This window comes from Tunturibacter psychrotolerans (assembly GCF_040359615.1).
In the GTDB taxonomy this organism is placed as follows: domain Bacteria; phylum Acidobacteriota; class Terriglobia; order Terriglobales; family Acidobacteriaceae; genus Edaphobacter; species Edaphobacter psychrotolerans.
Genome location: NZ_CP132942.1, coordinates 4,404,970 through 4,422,726, shown reverse-complemented (window position 1 = coordinate 4,422,726; position 17,757 = coordinate 4,404,970). Strand labels below are relative to the sequence as shown.

General features: G+C 57.9%; 13 protein-coding genes and 1 riboswitch. Of the genes, 4 read left to right on the top strand and 9 right to left on the bottom strand.

Features of this window, described 5'->3' with window-relative positions; translation table 11 throughout:
* Window positions 1-2 precede the first annotated feature (2 nt).
* Genes RBB77_RS18655 through RBB77_RS18640 form a run of 4 tightly spaced genes read left to right on the top strand, consistent with a single transcriptional unit; the run spans window position 3 to window position 2,975 of the window.
* Entirely contained in the window at window positions 3-878 is an 876-nt protein-coding gene (locus tag RBB77_RS18655) for a hydroxymethylglutaryl-CoA lyase (protein ID WP_353063231.1), read from the top strand.
* Window positions 879-913: 35 nt separating this feature from the next.
* Entirely contained in the window at window positions 914-1,696 is a 783-nt protein-coding gene (locus RBB77_RS18650; protein WP_353063230.1) for an enoyl-CoA hydratase/isomerase family protein, read from the top strand.
* Between the two features lie 55 nt (window positions 1,697-1,751).
* Window positions 1,752-2,204 carry an acyl-CoA thioesterase gene (locus tag RBB77_RS18645; RefSeq protein ID WP_353063229.1) on the top strand — a complete coding sequence of 151 codons (453 nt, stop codon included), beginning with the start codon at window positions 1,752-1,754 and terminating at the stop codon, window positions 2,202-2,204.
* A 33-nt stretch (window positions 2,205-2,237) separates the two neighbouring features.
* Window positions 2,238-2,975: an SDR family oxidoreductase gene (locus RBB77_RS18640; RefSeq protein ID WP_353063228.1), complete on the top strand. Its 738-nt coding sequence runs from the start codon at window positions 2,238-2,240 to the stop codon at window positions 2,973-2,975.
* A gap of 9 nt (window positions 2,976-2,984) precedes the next feature.
* Here RBB77_RS18640 and RBB77_RS18635 read toward each other — a convergent pair whose 3' ends face one another.
* The 9 genes from RBB77_RS18635 to RBB77_RS18595 form a co-directional block, all read right to left on the bottom strand.
* Complete coding sequence (locus tag RBB77_RS18635) at window positions 2,985-3,404, bottom strand: cobalamin B12-binding domain-containing protein (protein WP_353063227.1); 420 nt, start codon at window positions 3,402-3,404, stop codon at window positions 2,985-2,987.
* 542 nt (window positions 3,405-3,946) lie between these two features.
* On the bottom strand, window positions 3,947-5,551 hold the full coding sequence (locus RBB77_RS18630) for an aspartyl protease family protein (protein ID WP_353063226.1): 1,605 nt from the start codon (window positions 5,549-5,551) through the stop codon (window positions 3,947-3,949).
* Window positions 5,552-5,688: 137 nt separating this feature from the next.
* Window positions 5,689-7,242, bottom strand: coding sequence for an aspartyl protease family protein (locus RBB77_RS18625; protein WP_353063225.1), 1,554 nt, complete (start codon window positions 7,240-7,242; stop codon window positions 5,689-5,691).
* A 73-nt stretch (window positions 7,243-7,315) separates the two neighbouring features.
* On the bottom strand, window positions 7,316-9,817 hold the full coding sequence (locus RBB77_RS18620) for a zinc-dependent metalloprotease (protein WP_353063224.1): 2,502 nt from the start codon (window positions 9,815-9,817) through the stop codon (window positions 7,316-7,318).
* 389 nt (window positions 9,818-10,206) lie between these two features.
* Complete coding sequence (locus RBB77_RS18615; RefSeq protein WP_353063223.1) at window positions 10,207-10,992, bottom strand: glycosyltransferase family 2 protein; 786 nt, start codon at window positions 10,990-10,992, stop codon at window positions 10,207-10,209.
* A 140-nt stretch (window positions 10,993-11,132) separates the two neighbouring features.
* Window positions 11,133-11,471, bottom strand: coding sequence for an iron donor protein CyaY (gene cyaY / locus RBB77_RS18610; RefSeq protein ID WP_353063222.1), 339 nt, complete (start codon window positions 11,469-11,471; stop codon window positions 11,133-11,135).
* Window positions 11,472-11,480: 9 nt separating this feature from the next.
* Window positions 11,481-11,903, bottom strand: a complete 423-nt coding sequence (crcB, locus tag RBB77_RS18605) for a fluoride efflux transporter CrcB (RefSeq protein ID WP_353063221.1) — start codon at window positions 11,901-11,903, stop codon at window positions 11,481-11,483.
* Between the two features lie 34 nt (window positions 11,904-11,937).
* Window positions 11,938-12,003, bottom strand: a riboswitch (Fluoride riboswitch).
* Window positions 12,004-12,099: 96 nt separating this feature from the next.
* Window positions 12,100-13,962, bottom strand: a complete 1,863-nt coding sequence (locus RBB77_RS18600) for a TIGR03118 family protein (RefSeq protein WP_353063220.1) — start codon at window positions 13,960-13,962, stop codon at window positions 12,100-12,102.
* Between the two features lie 282 nt (window positions 13,963-14,244).
* On the bottom strand, window positions 14,245-17,598 hold the full coding sequence (locus RBB77_RS18595) for a TonB-dependent receptor (RefSeq protein ID WP_353063219.1): 3,354 nt from the start codon (window positions 17,596-17,598) through the stop codon (window positions 14,245-14,247).
* Between the last annotated feature and the right edge of the window lie 159 nt (window positions 17,599-17,757).

Here is a 17,757-nt window from a genome sequence, read left to right as displayed (position 1 = left end):
GAGTGGCAACGAATGCGGTGAAGATTATTGAATGCCCGCGGGATGCGTGGCAGGGTTTACCGAAGAATATGCCGCCGGAAGTGAAGGCGGACTACCTGCGGGTATTGATTGCGGCAGGGTTTAAGCATATCGATGCGGTGAGCTTTGTTTCGCGGTCGGCGGTGCCGCAGATGGCGGACTCGGAGTTGGTGCTGGAGTATCTGGACCCGCCGGATGATGTGGAGATTATTGGCATCGTCGTGAATGCGAAGGGGGCGGAGCGCGCTGTGAAGACGGGGAGCTTGCAGACGCTGGGGTTTCCTTATTCGGTGTCGCCGACATTTTTGCAACGGAATCAGAACCAGACGCCGGAGGAATCGCTGGAGGAGTTGGAGAAGGTTGGTACATTGGCGTACAAGGCGGGGTTGGATGTTGTGGCTTATATCTCGATGGCGTTCGGAAATCCTTATGGCGAAGCGTGGGACATTGATGAGGTTGTCGCGGCGTGCGACCTACTGGCGGATAACGGGGTGACGCAGATCTCGCTGTCGGATACGGTGGGGCTTGCGACACCAAAGCAGGTGAGTGATGTCATTGCCGATGTTCTGGCTGTGCATGATGGGGTCGAGATTGGAGCGCACCTGCATGCGAGACCGGACCAGGCCGCTGCGAAGATTCGTGCGGCGTATGAAGCGGGCTGCCGGCGATTCGATGCGGCGATTGGCGGTTTGGGTGGATGTCCTTTTGCACAAGATGCGCTGGTGGGGAATGTTGCGACGGAAATATTGCTGGCTGAGTTGAAGGGTTTAGGTGCGGAGCTGGAGCCACTGAGGCCACTCGATGGGTTGCTTGCCGCCAGCGGAGAGATCTCTCGGAAGTACGGGGAGAGGGTGCAGTAAAAAAACGATTCTTAAAGCCTGGGTCTGGAGGGTTTGTGGATTATGTAACAATTTTGGTTACGGACGTGGACCAAGTCCGGATGATTACTCTGAATCGTCCGGAGCGGCGCAATGCGATGACCCCTGAGATGCAGCAGGAGTTGATTGTCGCGATGGAAGAGGCTGCTGCTAGCGACTGTAGCGTGGTTGTGTTTGCCGGCGCGGGAGAGGCGTTTTGTGCTGGGTTGGATTTGAGCTCGCTGCAGGGGATGAATGATAAGTCCGCTGCGGAATTTACCGCGGATGCTGAACGAATTGCAAAGCTGTTTCGAACGCTCTACGAACTCCCGAAGCCCACGATTGCGGCGGTCCACGGAGCCGCAGTTGCGGGCGGGACAGGGCTGGCGACTATGTGCGACTTTACGCTGGCGGTGCCGGGGGCCAAGTTTGGGTATACAGAGGTAAAGATCGGGTTCGTGCCTGCAGTTGTCTCGGCGTTTCTCGTGCTGCAAATCGGGGAAAAGGCGGCGCGCGATCTGTTGCTGACTGGGCGACTCTTTACAAGCGAAGAGGCTGAGCGCCTGGGGCTTGTGAACGAAGTTGTGCCGCCGGAGCAGCTGGCGGCGCGAACGCTGGAGTTGGTGGCGCTGTTGAAGGCGAACAGCCCTGCAGCATTGGCGGCCACAAAACGGCTGCTGAGGACGCAGAACAAGGCGTGGCTGGATACGGCGATCGCGGAAGCGCTGGCGGCCAACGCTGAAGCACGGGAGACTCATGACTTTTGCGAAGGTGTGGCCGCATTTCTTGAGAAGAGGAAACCGGTTTGGGGAAAGGGCTAACGACAATTGTGGAGGAGATATCAATCGTGGTTCACGAATTGGATAGACTGTCTTGATGATTGATGTTGTCGAGGAAAAGCGTGTAGGGGTAGCGCGGGTGCGGGTGCGGTATGCCGAGACCGACCAGATGGGCGTGGTGTATCACTCGAACTACTTGATCTGGTTTGAGGTGGGGCGGGTGGAGTTGATCCGCAGCATGGGGTTGAACTACAAGCGGATGGAAGTGGAAGAGGGGCGTGGGATCGCGGTGGTAGATGTGCATGTGCGGTACCGTGCGCCGGCCCGATATGACGATGAGTTGGTCGTCGAGACGAGGCTGTTGGCCGCACGCGGTGCGGTGATCAAGTTCGGCTATAAAGTGCTGCGGGTGGAAGATGGGACCTTGCTGTGCGAGGGTCAGACTGTCCATGTCGTGGTGGGTAAGGATATGAAGAAGCAGTCACTGCCACCGAAATATGCAGCACGTTTTGCGGCGTATCTCGATCCTCGATCATCTGATGTGCAGTAGCTGCAGCTCAGATCTGTGATGAGGTGAAGGTGAATGAGTACTGACAAGAAGGTTGCGCTGATTACTGGTGGTAATAAGGGAATTGGCCTCGAAACGGCTCGACAGCTCGGAAAGCTTGGAATCACGGTGCTGATTGGCGTTCGCGATGAGGCGAAAGGCGAAGCAGCGGTCGCAGAGTTGAAGAAGGATGGCGTCGAGGCGCGGGCAGTGAAGCTGGATGTGGATAATTCGGCGGATTATGCGGCTGTGGCGAAGTTGATCGAGAAGGATTACGGGCGGCTGGATATTCTAATCAACAATGCTGGAATCTTTCTGGATGGGCGGAAGGCAAATGAGACGTCGACGACCTCGAAGGACATTTTGCAGAAGACTTTCGATACAAACTTTTTTGCCGTGGTAGGGCTGACTCAGGCGCTGCTTCCTTTGTTGAAGAAGAGCCTGGGGGGCCGGATTGTGAATCTGTCGAGCATTCTAGGTTCGAATACGCTGCATGCTACGCCGGGATCTTTTATCTACGATGCCAAGACCTTCGCGTATGACGCTTCGAAGTCGGCACTCAATGCCTTTACTATTCATCTTGCGCATGAGTTGAAGGATACGAAGATCAAGGTGAACTCGGCCCACCCGGGGTGGGTGAAGACGGATATGGGCGGCGAGGGCGCGCAGTTGGATATCGTGACCGGTGCGAAGACCTCGGTGGAGCTGGCGACGTTGCAGGATAGCGGACCAAATGGTGAGTTCCTTCACCTTGGTAAGCCGTTGCCCTGGTAGTTTGCTGCGTTAGTTGATGAGCAGGCCGCGAGGTTTGACGTTCTCGCGGATGAAGGTGATGGTGGTTTCAAGCGGCGTTCCCGGTCCGAAGATGGCCGAGACGCCGTTTTCTTTTAATTTCGGCTGGTCTTCGTCGGGAATGGTGCCCCCCAGGACGAGGAGGATGTCTTCGGCCTTCTGGTCGCGGAGGAGGGCGGTGATTCGGGGGACGATTACGTTGTGGGCTCCGGAGAGGATAGAGAGGCCGATGCAGTCGACGTCCTCCTGGATGGCGGCGGAGACGATCATCTCGGGGGTTTGGCGGAGGCCGGTGTAGATGACCTCCATTCCTGCGTCGCGGAGGGCGCGGGCGATGATTTTGGCGCCACGGTCGTGGCCGTCCAGGCCGGGTTTAGCGACCAGGACACGGATTGGGGTGGCAATTGGCATTGAGTGGTGAGTATAGCTGGCGGTTGGGTGGTTAAGGTACCCCCCTCCCCCCTGGGGTATCTTGCAGGGAAGTACTTTAGGTTCTGTTAGTTGCAGCGGGTTCCTGTCTGTAAAGTATTCATTCCAAATGAGTTATTGCTAAAATACTTGAAATCAGCAGTTTACGTGCTCTCTGCTTATCGACAAGAACGATTGAACCAAGCTTCTGATTTCAATCAGCTCCTTTCTTCAATTATAGAGAGTTGGGCTGGGTAAATACGCCACGCAGATCGCCTGTGCTGACGCGGGTTTTCGCAGGAATGGGGCTTGACAGGATTTTGGGAGGATTTCGCTATCGGCGAAGCGGGTTTCCCCAGTTTGGATCGAATTCTTTGATCCGGGGGAGAGGCTATGGCTTTATCTGTGTCCTTGTTGTGGTTTTTGATGGTGATTGATGGTGGAAACGTGGTGTTTTGGTGCCGTGAGCTCGAGGTAAGAGGTTTTAGAACAAACCTTGGCTCACTAACTATGCGCGCGCAAGACTCGTCACCTCACCTTCTTCTTTACTTGTGTGCGTTGGGTGCTTCGAATAGGACGAGGTTGTCACGATAGTCGATGTGCATGACAAGCTGTTGGAGAGTGGGGTAGCCGAGGAAGCCATGAACTCCGTTGAATCGCGACAAATTTTGCGAGTTCATGCCGACTACCGGGAGTCTCAGGCCGGCGAAGTCAGCGGTGAAGCTGCCTGTTTCTAAAAGGTTGCTCATTCCGGAAAGGCCTCGAGAGTAGGTTGTGCTTTCTTTGGTATGCGTGACCTGCTTAGCGAAGTTCGTGTCGATCATATTGGTGAACGAGCCGGTATCTACGACGAAGAGTGTTGGCTTGCTGCTGTTGATGACGGTGGGCATGATGATCAGATGATCACGGCGGTAGATGCTGGTCCAGTTCTGCATGGTTGGCGCTTTGAAGCGGTCGAAGCTGCTGAGGTCGTTGGCGGGATCCCCGCCGAGCGCGTCCAGCGGTGCTGGAGCAGGGGATGGCGGTTGGGGAAGGGGCTCAAGCCGGATCTCGTGCTTTACGTAGTCGAGTGTGACGAGGTAGCGAGAGAAGATGTCTGTACCTACGAGGCCGCCTCCTGTATCCATGGCCTGGCCGATGTGGCCGCCCCCCAAGACGCCGAAGTTGTCGAGAACGGACACGTTGCAGTTTTTGAACTCAACGCCTCCGATACGAACCGACGCGGCGGTGAACAAGTCGATTGCGTTGGCTTCCTGATCGCCGAAGCCCCAGACGTGTGAGGAGCTGATCTTTTGCAGACCCATTCCGGCGTATACGCTTTGCGTGAGAAGGAAACCGCTGGCACCGGTGTCGATCTGAAGGGTTCTCTTGTGTCCGTTGAACGCGATTTCGAGTCCGTAGTGATCGATCCCGGCGGCGCCGTAAACGGGCGTCATCGGGATTCGCACAGGGGTGGTGACTGAGGAGAGTTCGCAGCGATTTTTCAGGCTGGAGGTGTTCTGGTTGAGTTGGGTCGTGAGATTGGTGCGGCGCTTGTCGTCGAGCGTTTTGGAGTCGTGAATAAAGCTGGCGAGCTCGGCTGTAGACTGTGCGTCGTTCAGGGAGTTGATCCAGGCGAAGCGGATGTTGTCGTTGTTGGGACTTAGCTGATGAGCAAGTGCGAGGTGCTTTTGGGCGGTGGAGTGGTAGCCGGCGAGTGATTCGTAGCCGGCGAGACCCTCATAGGCTGACGGGAGACAGGGGTCGATTTTGAGCGCCTTGAGCATGAGGGCATAGGATTCAATCCAGTCTCCTTCCGCGTAACGGAGTTCGCCGGCAGTGACGATCGCGACAGGATTTGTTGGCTCGGCGAGGGTCCAGGGGTCGATCATCTTGCGGGCATCATCAAGTTTGCCCAGGCCGATGAGACTGTCGATTTCGAGCTGGCGACTGCGGCTATCTTTGGGGTCAGCCTTGTATCCGGCTGCGGCGAGGTCGGCCGCTTTTTTGAAGTCTCGCCGGTAGAAAGCGACCTCGGTGTCGGTAGGGGGAGTCTTATCGATCTTGCAGGTTGCGTTGCTGGCTGCCGGAGATGATTGGGCGGGACTTGTTGAGGTGAGGAGAAATGAGAAGAGGAGGGAATACAGGAGCTCGGGAGCTAAGACTTTCATGTTTAGCTGAATATATTTAAGAAAAAGATTTCATGCATCCCCCGAATTAGTTAATTGTATTCGCAGTGAAACTCTAGAAGTCGTCGGCGTCGCCGATGGGCATGCCGGATGATTGCCAGGTTGGTGACAAAATGGTGTTACTTATGGGCGGCGGCTGCTTCGAAGAGAACGAGGTTGTCGCGATAGTCGATGTGCATGATGAGTTGCTGGAGGGTGGGGTAGCCGAGGACGCCGTGAACTCCGTCGAATCGTGCAAGGTCTGCTGGGTCCATCGCTGTGGCAGGGAGACGCAGGCCCGCGAAGTCAATGACGGATGTGCTTCCTTTGGTGTGCGTGAGCTGGCTGGCGATGTCAGTGTCGATCACGGTGCTGGACGAACCGGTGTCCACCATGAAGAGCGTAGGCTTCTTACCGTTGACGACAGTGGGCATGATGATCTCAGGACCTTCGCGATAGATGCTGGTCCATTTCTGCATGGTTGGTGCTTTGAATCGGTCAAAGCTGCTGAGATCGTTTGCCGGATCGCCACCGAGCGCGTCGAGCGGTCCCGGCGGAGGTGACGGTGGTTGCGGCAGTGGTTCAAGCAGGACCTCGTGCTTTGCGTAGTCGAGGGTGACGAGATAGCGAGAGAAGATGTCGGTACCGATGAGTCCGTCCCCTTGATCGACACGCTGCCCAGCGTCGGCTTCGCCGCTCACGGCGCTTGGATTGTCTACAGCAGTGACGTTGCAGTTTTTGAACTCGACGCTTCCGATACGAACGGACGCGGAGGTGAACAGGTCGAGGGGAGAGGATTCCTGAGTGCCTGGGTCATATACGTGGGAGGAACTCACCTTTTGCAGACCCATGCCGGTGTATGAGTTGTGCGTAAGGAGGAGGCCGCTGGCTCGGGTGTCGATCTGGAGGATGCGCTTGTGGCCGTTGAAGGCGACTTCAAGACCGTAGTGGTCGACGCCGACGGTGCCGTAGACGGGTGCCATAGGGATTCGGACGGGGCTGGTGGCGGAGGAGAGCTCGCAGGGATTTTTGAGGGCGGAGGTCTCCTGGTTGAGTCGGGTAGTGAGACTGGTGCGGCGCTTGTCGTCGAGCGTTTTAGAGTCTTGGATATATTTGCCGAGTTCGGCCACAGACTGTGCGTCGTTCAGGGAGTTGATCCAAGCGAAGCGGATGTTGTCGTTGTTGGGGCTTAGCTGATGAGCGATGGTGAGGTGCTTCTGTGCCGTGGCGTGGTAGCCGCTGAGTGTTTCGTATTGGGCGAGACCCTGGAAGGCGCTGGGCAGACAAGGGTCGGCCTTGAGCGCCTTGAGCATGAGCGCGTAGGACTCGATCCAGTCTCCTTCCGCGTGGCGGAGCTCTCCGGCGGTGACGATGGCGACAGCGTTGGTTGGCTCGGCGAGGGTCCATGCATCGGTCTTCTTGCGGGCTTCGTCGAGTCTGCCGAAGCCGATGAGGCTGTCGATTTCGAGCTGGCGGCTGCGACTATTTTTGGGGTCGGATTTGTATCCGGCTGCGGCGAGGTCGGCTGCTTTTTTAAAGTCCTGGCGGTAGAACGCGAGCTCGGTGTCGGTAGGGGGTGTCTTGTCGATTTTGCATGTTGCGTTGCTGGCTGCCGGAGATGATTGGGCGGGGCTCTTTGAAGGGAGGAAGACTGCGAAGAGGAACAGACACGGGACGGCGCGTGAGACTTTCATGTTCAGATGAATATATTTAAGAAAAAAGATTTCATCCATCCCTGCCGATATTTAGTAGAGCTCGACCGTGATTCTAGAAGTCGTCGGCGTTGCCGATGGGCATGCCGGGCGGGGCTTCGATGGGTTTGGCGGGGATGAACTTGGTGGGGTCGCGGTTGAAGTCGTTGATGCGGTCGATGAGGGCGGCGCGGTGGATGGCTTCGGCGGTGTCGGTTTCGGTGACGGAGGCGGCGGTGGTCCACTGCTTGAGGAGATCGTTGATGTGGGAGCGGGCGATGGCGCGGGCCTGCGTGGAGGCTTGTGGGTTGACGGCGAGAGAGAGCATGGCTTCGAGGGCGCGGAACTCTACGGCTCGTTCTACTTCGGAGGAGATGGTGTGGCCGGCTTCAGGGCGCTCAGCGGTGGTTTGGGAGATTGCTTCAAGGACGCCGCGGAGGGAGGGGCCGTCGGCGAGGCGCATGTGGTACTGAACGAGGCGCGAGGCGCGGGCGGGGTCGAGGAGGACGTTGAGGGTGAGGTCGGCGGCGGACTCGGCGGTGGCGATGGGGTCGAAGGTGAGGCCGGTTTCGGAGGGGAAGGATTCGCGTGTGCGCGGCAGGCCGGGTGGGCGGGGTGGGAGGATTTTTAAGAGCGGCTCTGGGAGGGTGAGGGTTTCGGGGGAGAGGGTTTTGAGGACGGCGGTGAGGGCTTTCTTTTGTTCGGCAGCGGGGACGATCTCCGGGGTAGGTTGGCCGTCGCCGCGGAGGTTGTAGCGGTAGTCGAGGCCGCCGATCTCTTTGATGGTGGCTTCGGTTTGATAGCGGTGGAGGAGATAGAGGGGGACGAGGGTGTCTTCGAGCTGCGCCATGGGCGTGCCTAGGGTGATGGCGTTCTCGTTGAAGCGGGCGAGGGCGGCGGTGCGGATGGTTAAGATACGGTCTAGCTCTGCTGCGGGATCAGTCCCGTTGTCCCAGAGGTGGGCGTGGGGTTGCGCGCCGCCGAGGGGACGGGCGTCTTCGTCGGTGATGTAGAGGAGACCGGTTTTTTCGCTGGCTTCGAGGATGGCGTTGAGGGCGGCGGGGTCTTCTGTTGGTTTTTTATTGCTGTCGAATTCGCGGTAGCCGTAGTTGATGGCGACCTTGTCCCAGATGCCGATGTTGACGCCGTAGCTTTCGGTGAGGGTGGGGACGCCTTCTTTGCTGAGGGTGATGTAGGGGTGGGGGTAGTCCATGACGGAGACGGACTCTTCGGGGGTGTGGGGGAAGGAGCTGGCAGCGAAGTTGTGAGCGAGGCCGAGGGTGTGGCCGGTTTCGTGGGCAGCTAACTGGCGGGTGCGGGCTAGGACCATCGCTAGCATGGGGTCGTTCGCGGGCGGGAGGGGTTTGCCGTTCTCATAGGGGCTTAGGAGGGCTTCGGCGATGAGGTAGTCCTGGCGGCTGCGGAGGGAGCCGAGGGTGACGTTGCCTTTGATGATTTCGCCGGTGCGTGGGTCGGCAACTGCAGACCCGTAGCTCCAGCCGCGGGTGTAGCGGTGGACCCACTGGATGATGTTGTAGCGGATGTCCATGGGGTCGGCGTCGGCGGGGAGGATGTCGACGCGGAAGGTGCCTTTGGCCCAGCCTGCGGCCTGGAAGGCTTGATCCCACCAGCGTGCGCCTTCGAGGAGGGCGGTGCGGATGGGCTCGGGAGAGCCGCGATCAACGTAGTACTGGATGGGGGTGACAGCTTCGCAGCTTTGTTTGCAGGAGGGATCTTTTTTGATGAGGCGGTGGCGAATGATGAACTGCTGATCGAGCGGGGCGCCTAACGGGGTTGCGTAGTCTCGGTAGCTGGTGGGGAAGTAGCCGGCGCGTGGGTCGAAGCGGCGTGGAGTGAAGCCGGGGCCGGGGAGTTCGATGAAGGATTGGTGCTCGCGGAGGGTGAGGGCGTGAGGGTCGGGTGTGACGTTGTTGACGAACTCGGCTTTGGTGGGGTCGTCGGTGGTGAAGGTGAGGATGGATTCTACTTCGGTGTTTTTGAGGAAGGCTTTGGTGGCGTCGAGGGCAATGGTGGAGCGGGTGGGTTCGAGTTTGTAGGCGCCTTGCTTGGTGGCGGTGAGGGTTTCGGCTACGCCGTGGGCGTCGCGGAGGTAGAAGTCTGTCGCGTCGATGAGGACGGCGCCGTTGGGGTCTTCGGCTTCGACCTTGAAGCCGTAGAGGATGGATTCGGGGAAGGACTGGTGGACGGCTAGCTGCTCGAGCGGGTCGGTGGAGGTGGAGCGGAAGGATTGGTTTGGTTCGACTAGGAGGACCTTGGGGCCGGTGCGCTCGAAGTGAAGGATTTCGCCGGAGGAGATTTGGCCGCGGTCGAGGCCGAGGTCGTTAGAGCCGGTGCCGTAGGGGAGGGAGTGGGTGTAGAGGAGATCGGGGCTGCGGCCGTTGGCGTCGAGGTGGGGGAGTTCGAGATAGAGCTTGCCGGTCTTGGCGTCCCAGTCGAGTGGGAGGTAGCCGTCGAGGTGCTTCATGCCTGCGGTCTTGGCGGCGATGGTTTGTGCGGAGAGTGTTGCGGGGAGGATTGCGGAGATGGCGAGGAGAGCCAGGGTCGGGCGGTTGGGCATGATTTGTTTTACACCAGCGAGGAGGCGGTTTCGGTTTTGCTCGGAGAGACTGCAGAGCGGACAAGACAAAATGGGGGCTCCGCTGCGCTGCGGTGAGGCTGTGAGCAGCTCGGTCGAGATGACGGGCTTTTTTGTTGTATGAAAAAAGGTGATGGCAACAGAAGAGACAAGGCAACAGCAGATCCCCTTCGGGGATGACAACAAGAAAGACAACTGCAACTGCAATTGCAAGAACGACACATGCAACTGCAATTGCAGGAAGTTGCATGCAACTGCAAAGCAAAATGCGGGGTCTCCATTGCGCTGCTTAGGTGAGGCTGTGAGCAGCTTCGGTTGCAATGACGAGCTGTGATCTTTTCAACGAACAGACAATTTCAAGGATGATGAAGTTAGCGGTTGCGGGTGGTTTGCCAGGCTTTGGCGTGTTGCCAGCTGGTGTAGGTGGAGTGATAGAGGTGAAGCAGGAGGCCTTCGCGGCCGTCGAGGAAGCCGAGGCGGAGGAGATAGTTTCGCAAGAAGGTGAGGATGGGCCGGACTAAGACGTTGTGAAGGAGGGCCAGGCGGGAGCTGCTGGTGTGGCCTTTGTCGATGATGGTCTGCGCGCCGAGGGTGCTGTAGCGGTTGAGGCTTTCAATGTAGCTCTCGATGGTGGGGTACGCGTGGTGGACGAGGTCATGCTTGAGGGTTTCGGTGACGCCGTCGAGGGCGATGGTCTCGTGGACGGGGCGGTTGGTGAAGCGGGCGGGAGGAGCGAAGTTGGCGGAGTGGCGGCGGAAGAGGCGGAGATGCGGGTCGGGGTAGAAGCCACCGTGGCGAATCCAGCGGCCGAGGAAGAGGTTGCGGCGGCGCAGGAGGTAGGCATCGGCGGTTGGGTCGCCGGAGAGCACGGCGCCAATCTCGGCCTGGAGCTCGGGCGTGAGAGCTTCGTCAGCATCGAGAGAGAGGATCCATGTGCCGGTGCAGCGCTCGATCGCGAAGTTTTTTTGACGGGCGAAGCCTTGCCAGGGTTCGAGGAAGAGTTTGGCTTTGTAGGAGGCAGCGATCTCGAGGGTGCGGTCGGTGGAGCCGGAGTCGACGACGATGATCTCGTCGGCGAATTGGACGCTGGCGAGGGTGCGGGCCAGATTGGCCTCTTCGTTGAGCGTGATGATGGCTACGGACAGCTTCGGCGTCATGATGGCTATCTCGCCCTCCCTGCTACGGGAGCGGAGTCGTAGGAGATTGTTTGTTTTCCGCCCCTGAGCAGATGTGCTGGGCGGTTGCGCAATTCTAACTTGCTTTGCTCGAAATGAAGATTGATTTGTTTGGGTCCGCGCTAGGGGAGGGTGATGGTGGGGTCGTTGAGGTGCTCGCGGAGCAGGCGCTGGGTGAGGGTTTTGAGGTCTTCCCCGGTCTTGGTGAGTGTGAAGGCGTTGGTGGCTTCGGCCCACTCTAGTTTGTAGCTGGTGGATTGAGCAGAGATCCAGACCTGACGGATAGGAGTGTTGGGGGTGATGACGAACTTGCTGGAGCCGTTCTCGAAGATGATGTTCATGACGCCGTTGTTGTCTTCGAACTCGAAGCCTGCGTCGTCGTCCTCGGCGGAGATGAGGGATTGCTTGAGGGATTCGAGAGCTTTGTCGGATACGCGGCGGAAGGTGGCTTCGTCGATCATGTGCTTAGTTTACCCGGTGTATTCCTCTTGGGCTGTTTCGGCGATGGCCTGCGCTGGGGTAGAACGTTGCGCGAGGATATGGCCGGCGGCGACTGAGGCGACGCATAAGACGACGGACAGAAGAACATTTGCCAACGCTCTGCCCCAGGCGCCGGAGCGCATGAGGTCGAAGGTCTGCAGGCTGAAGGAGGAGAAGGTGGTGAAGCCTCCGCAGATGCCGACCATGACGAAGAGGCGGAGGTTGTCGGAGGCGGGGAAGCGACCGCTTTGTAGCGTGAGGGTGCCGAAGTATCCGATGACGAAGGAGCCGAGCACGTTGATGAGGACTGTGCCGAAGGGAAAGCCGATGCTGCAGGTGAGAGTGAGCCGCGTGATTGTGTAACGCAGAAGGCCGCCTAACGCACTGCCGATTGTGACCCAGAGATATGACATCGTCTGCCTCGTTGTTCCTCAGATTAAGAAGATCGAATTGGCAGAGGTCATCAGCCGGATCTGTACGGCGGTTTTGGGAGACCTCATTCCCATCAACTTATCGTACCAGTATTGATGCGGTGTTTTTTTATATGCTTCGATACGAAAAAGCGGCCGCCCCATGTTGCGAGCGGCCGTGAGGAAGGACGTCTGTTGACTACTGCACTGTGAGTGCAATGGTCGTGTTCTGGGTGAGGCTGCCGGAGGTGGCCGTGATGGTCACCATCTGTAAGCCAGCCGGGGTGCCGGGCGTTGCCGGTGTGGTCGGCGCTGGGGTGGAGGCGACTGGAGCTGCGCCCGGGTTCGAAGAGCCGGAGCAGCCTACTACTACGCCGGTGGAGATGACGAGAAGAGCGAAGAGACTTAGCAACTGCAAGGGGGTTGACTTGCAGATGGCGCGTCTGCGGGTGAACACAAGAAGAGAACCGAAGGGCAGAAGGAATGCAATAGTGATAGCGGCTGGGCCTTTGGTCCAGGGAGCGTGCTTCTGGAGGTGTGCCATGCCAGCCGCAGTCTGGATGGTTACGGTGCTGGTGACTGCTGCTGTGGGTGAGACCGAGAGCGTGCTGGGTGAGAAGGTGCAGGTGACACCGACCGGACCGCTGCAGGACAAGGCTACGTTGCCGGTGAAGCTGTTGGTGGGTGCGACGCTGATGGTTGCTGTGGTGGAGTTGCCTGCAGTGACGGTGGCAGCGGAGGTTGATGCGCTGAAGCCGAAGGCTGCGGGGGCGGTGGAGGCTGTGGTGTTGGCGATGCCGGCGAAGAGGCCGTGGGCTTCGTTGGTGAGGCCAGCGGCGATGTAGAGCGTGTTGGGATCGCCTGCGCCTGCGGGGGTCGCGTTGCTTTCGCCGAAGACAATCTCCCAGAGAGAGGCAAAGGCGAGAGGCTTGCCGGTTGCGTCGGTGAGCTGGCCGAGGAAGGCGAAGGTGGTGGGGTTGTAGACGTTGATGAGGCCGTCGCCGAAGTTGCCGACGAGGAGGTCGCCGCCGAAGATGCCGAAGCCGGTGGGGGCGATGGCTACTCCCCAGGGCGCGTTGAGGTTGCCGCCGGTGATGGCTCGTGAGACGAAGTTGCCGTTGAGGTCGAATACGTCGACGATGCCGTTACCGGCTCCTACGGTCTGAACGTAGCCGATGGCTGCGGCGCGGGATCCAGATGCGGAGATGGCATAGGGTCCCACGATTGGCGAAGGTGTGGGAGTTGGCGTTGGCGTCGGCGTAGGTGTTGGGGTCGGAGTGGGCGTTGGTGCGGCGGGTGAAGCGGTGTTGGTGGCGCGAAGGGCGTAGGTGACGAAGACCTGGTTGCCGATGACGTGGACGGCGAAGGGCGCATAGTTGGCAGGGAGGTTGGTGTCGGTGAATGCGCCGGCGAGTTTGGCGGCGTGGAAGCTGGTGTCGTAGACCTCGATGTCGGTGCCGGCGCCGAAGTTTGCGGCGAGGAGGAAGGTGCCGGTGGAGTTGGTAAGCTGCGCGATGTCGGTGTAGACGGCGTTGGCGGAGCTGTTGTTGAGGGCGAGTGCGGCGACGGGGTTCGTGGTGCCGAGAGCTGCGTTCCAGCCACTGATGGTGCCGTCGAGCGTGGAGAAGAGGAAGGTTGCAGCGGAGCCATTAGGCAGCTTGAAGTTCGCTGTTGAGGAGTTGAAGATGGTGCCGGTGGGAGTGCCTGTGCCAGTTCCTGCGGCGGTGGGGATGGTTACCTTGAAGGGGATGGTTCCTGTGGCTGTGGCGACGTAGTCGAGGCCGGTCGCCTGGGTGTTGATCCAGAAGGCAGGTCCGACGGAGACACCCCAGGGATTGATGAACTGAGGATCTGTAACGGCGGCGGTTACCGATCCGTCCGAGAGGATGTTGGTTGCCTGGTAGGAGCCGGCAGTTTGAGCAAGGGCTGCAACGGTGAGAGAAGAGGTCGCGAGGAGAAGAGCGAAGAGATTTTTTGCGCTGGATTGAATTTGTGTGCGAAGACCGCGACGCGAGGTGAGCTTATTTGCTGCAGGGGCCGAAGAACAAGATTTGTTTGGCATGATCTCTTTTCTCTGCGAGTGTGTCGCAGATTGCTTGCCGGATGAAAGACACGGGTCCGGTCAAGTTGAAGAGTAGAGAGAGCAGAAAAGGGAGTTGTCAGGAGGTGGTCAGGCGCGAGTCATTTGAATGCACTATCTGAAGTTGTTGTACGCGGAGGGAGAAAAGGGTGTGGTTTTTTCATCTGAGACGTGAACTTTACTCTCGGAGCGGCGGCCTCAGGCGGGGCGAAGTATTTGATACTCCGCCCCAGCCCAACGCCACTGGCTTTGCCTCCACTTGATCTAGAATTCAACCCGCAAGGCGATCTGACCTGTACGGTTGCCAGCGTTTTCCGCAGTTTGAGGACCATTAACACCGAGCACGCCAAAGGACTGCTGGTTGCTTATGTTCGTCGGTGGGGGAGCATAGTTAGTGCGGTTGAGGACGTTGGTAAATGTCGATTCGAAGCGCAGACGCCAGTTGTCCCTGACAGCGATCAGCTTGGCAAGGCCAGCACTGACTGCGATCGTTCCGGGCGCCTCGAGAGTACCGACACCAGCGTTGCCAACCCGCCCCGCATTGAGCGGCGTGTGAGCAAACGCACTGAAGTTGAAATAATTACTTGCAGACCGATTGGCGGGAATTGGATTGCCAACCCTATCCGGGCGGACAATCGATCCATCTCCTGCCGGATCGGTGTTGGTCTGGTCAGCGGTAATGCTATCGGTTGGAGTGAGGTACGGCCCTGTTTGCAGCAGCGTGATTGTGTTGACATTCCAACCGCCGAGGATGCCGCCGACAACGGGTGAAGAGTTCAACCACTGTCGTCCCTTGCCGAATGGCAGCTCGTAGGTCCCGACTACAAGAAGACGCTGACGCCGCGTTCCGACAACATTGCCACGGTTTGCACTGATGTCGAAGCGGTTGAGATCTGCAAGACCATAGCGAGTCTCGCCCTGGAACGCGGTTGGAGCATCGCCCTGAGCGTCACTGATATTGTGGGTCCAGGAGTAGTTGGCCTGGTAAGACAGCCCCCTTCCCATCCGGTGAGTTGCTTCCAACTCAAGTCCCTGGTAGTTCTGGCCGCCAAGGTTATTCGTCGAGAAGATGACTCCCCAATTCTGGAATGGAGCGTTGGCGAAGTTATAGGGCGTGGTGCTGGGTCTGGTCTGATTCAGGTTCTCCGAAACGTTGAGCCGGTAGGAGTTCATGCCTACGTAGCTGATACGCATCGAAGTGTTCGAGGTGATCTCTCGTTCAACCGTCACGTTCCACTGTGCCGATTGCGCATCACGGTATCGCGGATTTGTAGCCTGTTCCAGCTCTCCTCCGCCAAACTGTAATCCTGCGCCAGGGGGCGTGACCTGTGGGAACGTAAAGATCGGCACGCCATTGTTGTTGTTCTGCCAGGTGTTGACGGCGGCTTGTGGGTTGCTCTCATTGTTGTTTTGCAGTTGCCCCAGTGCGGTCACAGTGAATATGCCGAAACCGGCGCGAACTACCGTCTTATTGTCAGGCCTGTAAGCGAAGCTGACGCGTGGGTCAAAGTTACGGAGATACGTCTGCCGGAGACCCGTCGACACGCCGTCCTGGCTATTTGTAACCACAGGAGTACAAGTAGCAGGGTTGTAGTTCGGATTGACACCGCCCAGGCCACAAGCGTCAAACGAGGCCAGAAAGTCGGGAGCCGGCTTGAGGCCGTTCAGCAGGATGTTGTTTACGATGACCGCGCCTTGTCCGTTTGCACCCGGTCCGTTGTAGTTGGGATCGAAGTTCGCCTGAATTCCGTTCTTGTCAACGAACGGAGGGAGCAGTTCCCATCGCAGACCGAAGTTGAGCGTCAGGCGATCATTTATTTGCCACTGATCCTGTCCATAGATGCCCGTCTGAGCGCCGCCTGCATCATCTCTCGGCCCAGTTACTGCGAAGTAGGTGGTGTTGGGAGCGCCAAGCAGAAGATCACCAAAGGAGCTTCCGGTAAATGTTTTTTGATTGAAGGTGAATAGACCGTAGTCATCCGAAGGCGTCTCGATCTCAGGCACGGCGAAGCGGACCCAACGAACATCCACACCGGCACGAATGGTGTGCCTGCCACGGCTGTAAGTGAAATTGTCCGCAATCTGTTTGGTCGTGGACTGAGTGGGCCCGACATGGTCTCTGCCGATTGGAGTGAAATTGGTTCCGTCGGAGAAGACGATGCTGGGAAATCCTTGATCTGTTGGATGGTTGGAGACGTTTACGCCCTGGGCACCACCCACCTGAAGATTCAGGCTTTGAAGAGCAGCCGCCCCTTCAATTCCGAAGTTCGGGGATAGAATCGTGTCCGTGAAGCCATAGCGAAACTCATTCAGGAATCGGCTGCTGATTACGTAGTTGTGGGAGATGAGGAAGCTACGATCATGTTCGCTATCTACATCGTTTGGCAATAGCGGATTGACTACGTTGACAGTGAGATTTTTTCGGTTGAAACGCGCATACACCTGTTGCTTCGACGTAAGCACCTGATCAAGACGAGCGTCAAAGCCATCTGTATTCGATGGAATCGGAACCAGTGTCTGGTAGTTGACGCCGCCGGGAGTGGAGGGCAGGTTCGGAAGCGGGTAATACTTGTTGAGTAGCGCCGTTGCGAATGGGCTGATATTTGGAATGGTGAAGTTAGGGTACGGTTGTCCAGTGGAAGGGTTAGTCAAAACCCCGTTAGGAAGAGTGGACGCAAGCTCACTTAAGTTGCCTGTTCTTTCGAGTGCAGTCGGTACGGTGTATTGCTCTGCTTGCGATGTCCGTCTCCTATTGCCTTCGTAGTCAACGAAGAAGAATGTTTTGTCGTGGCCGTTATAGAGATGCGGAATAACTACCGGACCACCGATGCTGCCGCCAAAAGTGTTGAAGTGTTTTGGGGCCTTCTCCGCGAAGTTCAATACGCGAGCATCAAGTGCATCGTTCTGAAGATATTCGAAGAGGCTTCCATGAAGGTTGTTCGATCCGCCCCTGGTCGTGAATGTGACATCGCCGACCTGCGCAAACTCAGCATTGTTGTTGAATGCTGTAACTTTCAGTTCCGCAATTCCCTCGGGAGAAGGATACGGATTTGCACCGGCGGCGCTGTTGAAGACGTTTGTGGTTGAGATTCCATCGACAGAGAAGCCGATCATGTTTGAGGTTGCGCCACCAATGGCGATATTTCCCTGACTATCCTGTTGCACGTTCGCAGAAGCAGTCAGTGCGGCCAATGGGCTGGTGGTTGAAGCACGGAAATTCAACGGCAATTGGCCTATTTCGCCATTTCCCTTGGAGTCTCCGATCACACCGTTCTCTGTATTGACCTGGGTTGCCGAAGAGGTGACCTCCACGGTGGTGGCCTGCTGGGCAATCGTCATCACGAGTGTGTACCGAAGGTCCTGTCGAGCGGCCAGGGTGACACCGGAAACGATCGAGTCGGCGAATCCATCGTGCTTCGCACGAATGCTGTATCTGTTCGCGAGGACGTTCTCAAATGCATAGCTACCGGTAGCATCCGCTGACACCGTGCGGTCAGTATTTTCATCGATGCTGTGTAGCGTGATCTGCGCATCTGGGATTGCGGCGCCAGTGACGTCCTGAACGATTCCGCGAATGCTACCAAATGTAGATTGCGCCTCCGAGCGAGAGTTGCTCATGCAGAGCAGCGCGACAAGAATAGTCAATAAGGTTGTTAGATAGTGCTTTTGAGCGATTCGCGGACGTGAAGGAGACGGCTCTGTGCCTTTTTCACAAAATGTAGTTGCCTGCGAGCGGATAGCCTCCAAATACAAAGACATCAAAGAATGATAAGTAGG

Coding starts and splice junctions, on each gene's coding strand:
- RBB77_RS18645 (WP_353063229.1), top strand. CDS start 1,752: ATGATTGATGTTGTCGAGGAAAAGCGTGTAGGGGTAGCGCGGGTGCGG.
- RBB77_RS18640 (WP_353063228.1), top strand. CDS start 2,238: ATGAGTACTGACAAGAAGGTTGCGCTGATTACTGGTGGTAATAAGGGA.
- RBB77_RS18635 (WP_353063227.1), bottom strand. CDS start 3,404: ATGCCAATTGCCACCCCAATCCGTGTCCTGGTCGCTAAACCCGGCCTG.
- RBB77_RS18630 (WP_353063226.1), bottom strand. CDS start 5,551: ATGAAAGTCTTAGCTCCCGAGCTCCTGTATTCCCTCCTCTTCTCATTT.
- RBB77_RS18625 (WP_353063225.1), bottom strand. CDS start 7,242: ATGAAAGTCTCACGCGCCGTCCCGTGTCTGTTCCTCTTCGCAGTCTTC.
- RBB77_RS18620 (WP_353063224.1), bottom strand. CDS start 9,817: ATGCCCAACCGCCCGACCCTGGCTCTCCTCGCCATCTCCGCAATCCTC.
- RBB77_RS18615 (WP_353063223.1), bottom strand. CDS start 10,992: ATGACGCCGAAGCTGTCCGTAGCCATCATCACGCTCAACGAAGAGGCC.
- cyaY (WP_353063222.1), bottom strand. CDS start 11,471: ATGATCGACGAAGCCACCTTCCGCCGCGTATCCGACAAAGCTCTCGAA.
- crcB (WP_353063221.1), bottom strand. CDS start 11,903: ATGTCATATCTCTGGGTCACAATCGGCAGTGCGTTAGGCGGCCTTCTG.
- RBB77_RS18600 (WP_353063220.1), bottom strand. CDS start 13,962: ATGCCAAACAAATCTTGTTCTTCGGCCCCTGCAGCAAATAAGCTCACC.
- RBB77_RS18595 (WP_353063219.1), bottom strand. CDS start 17,598: ATGAGCAACTCTCGCTCGGAGGCGCAATCTACATTTGGTAGCATTCGC.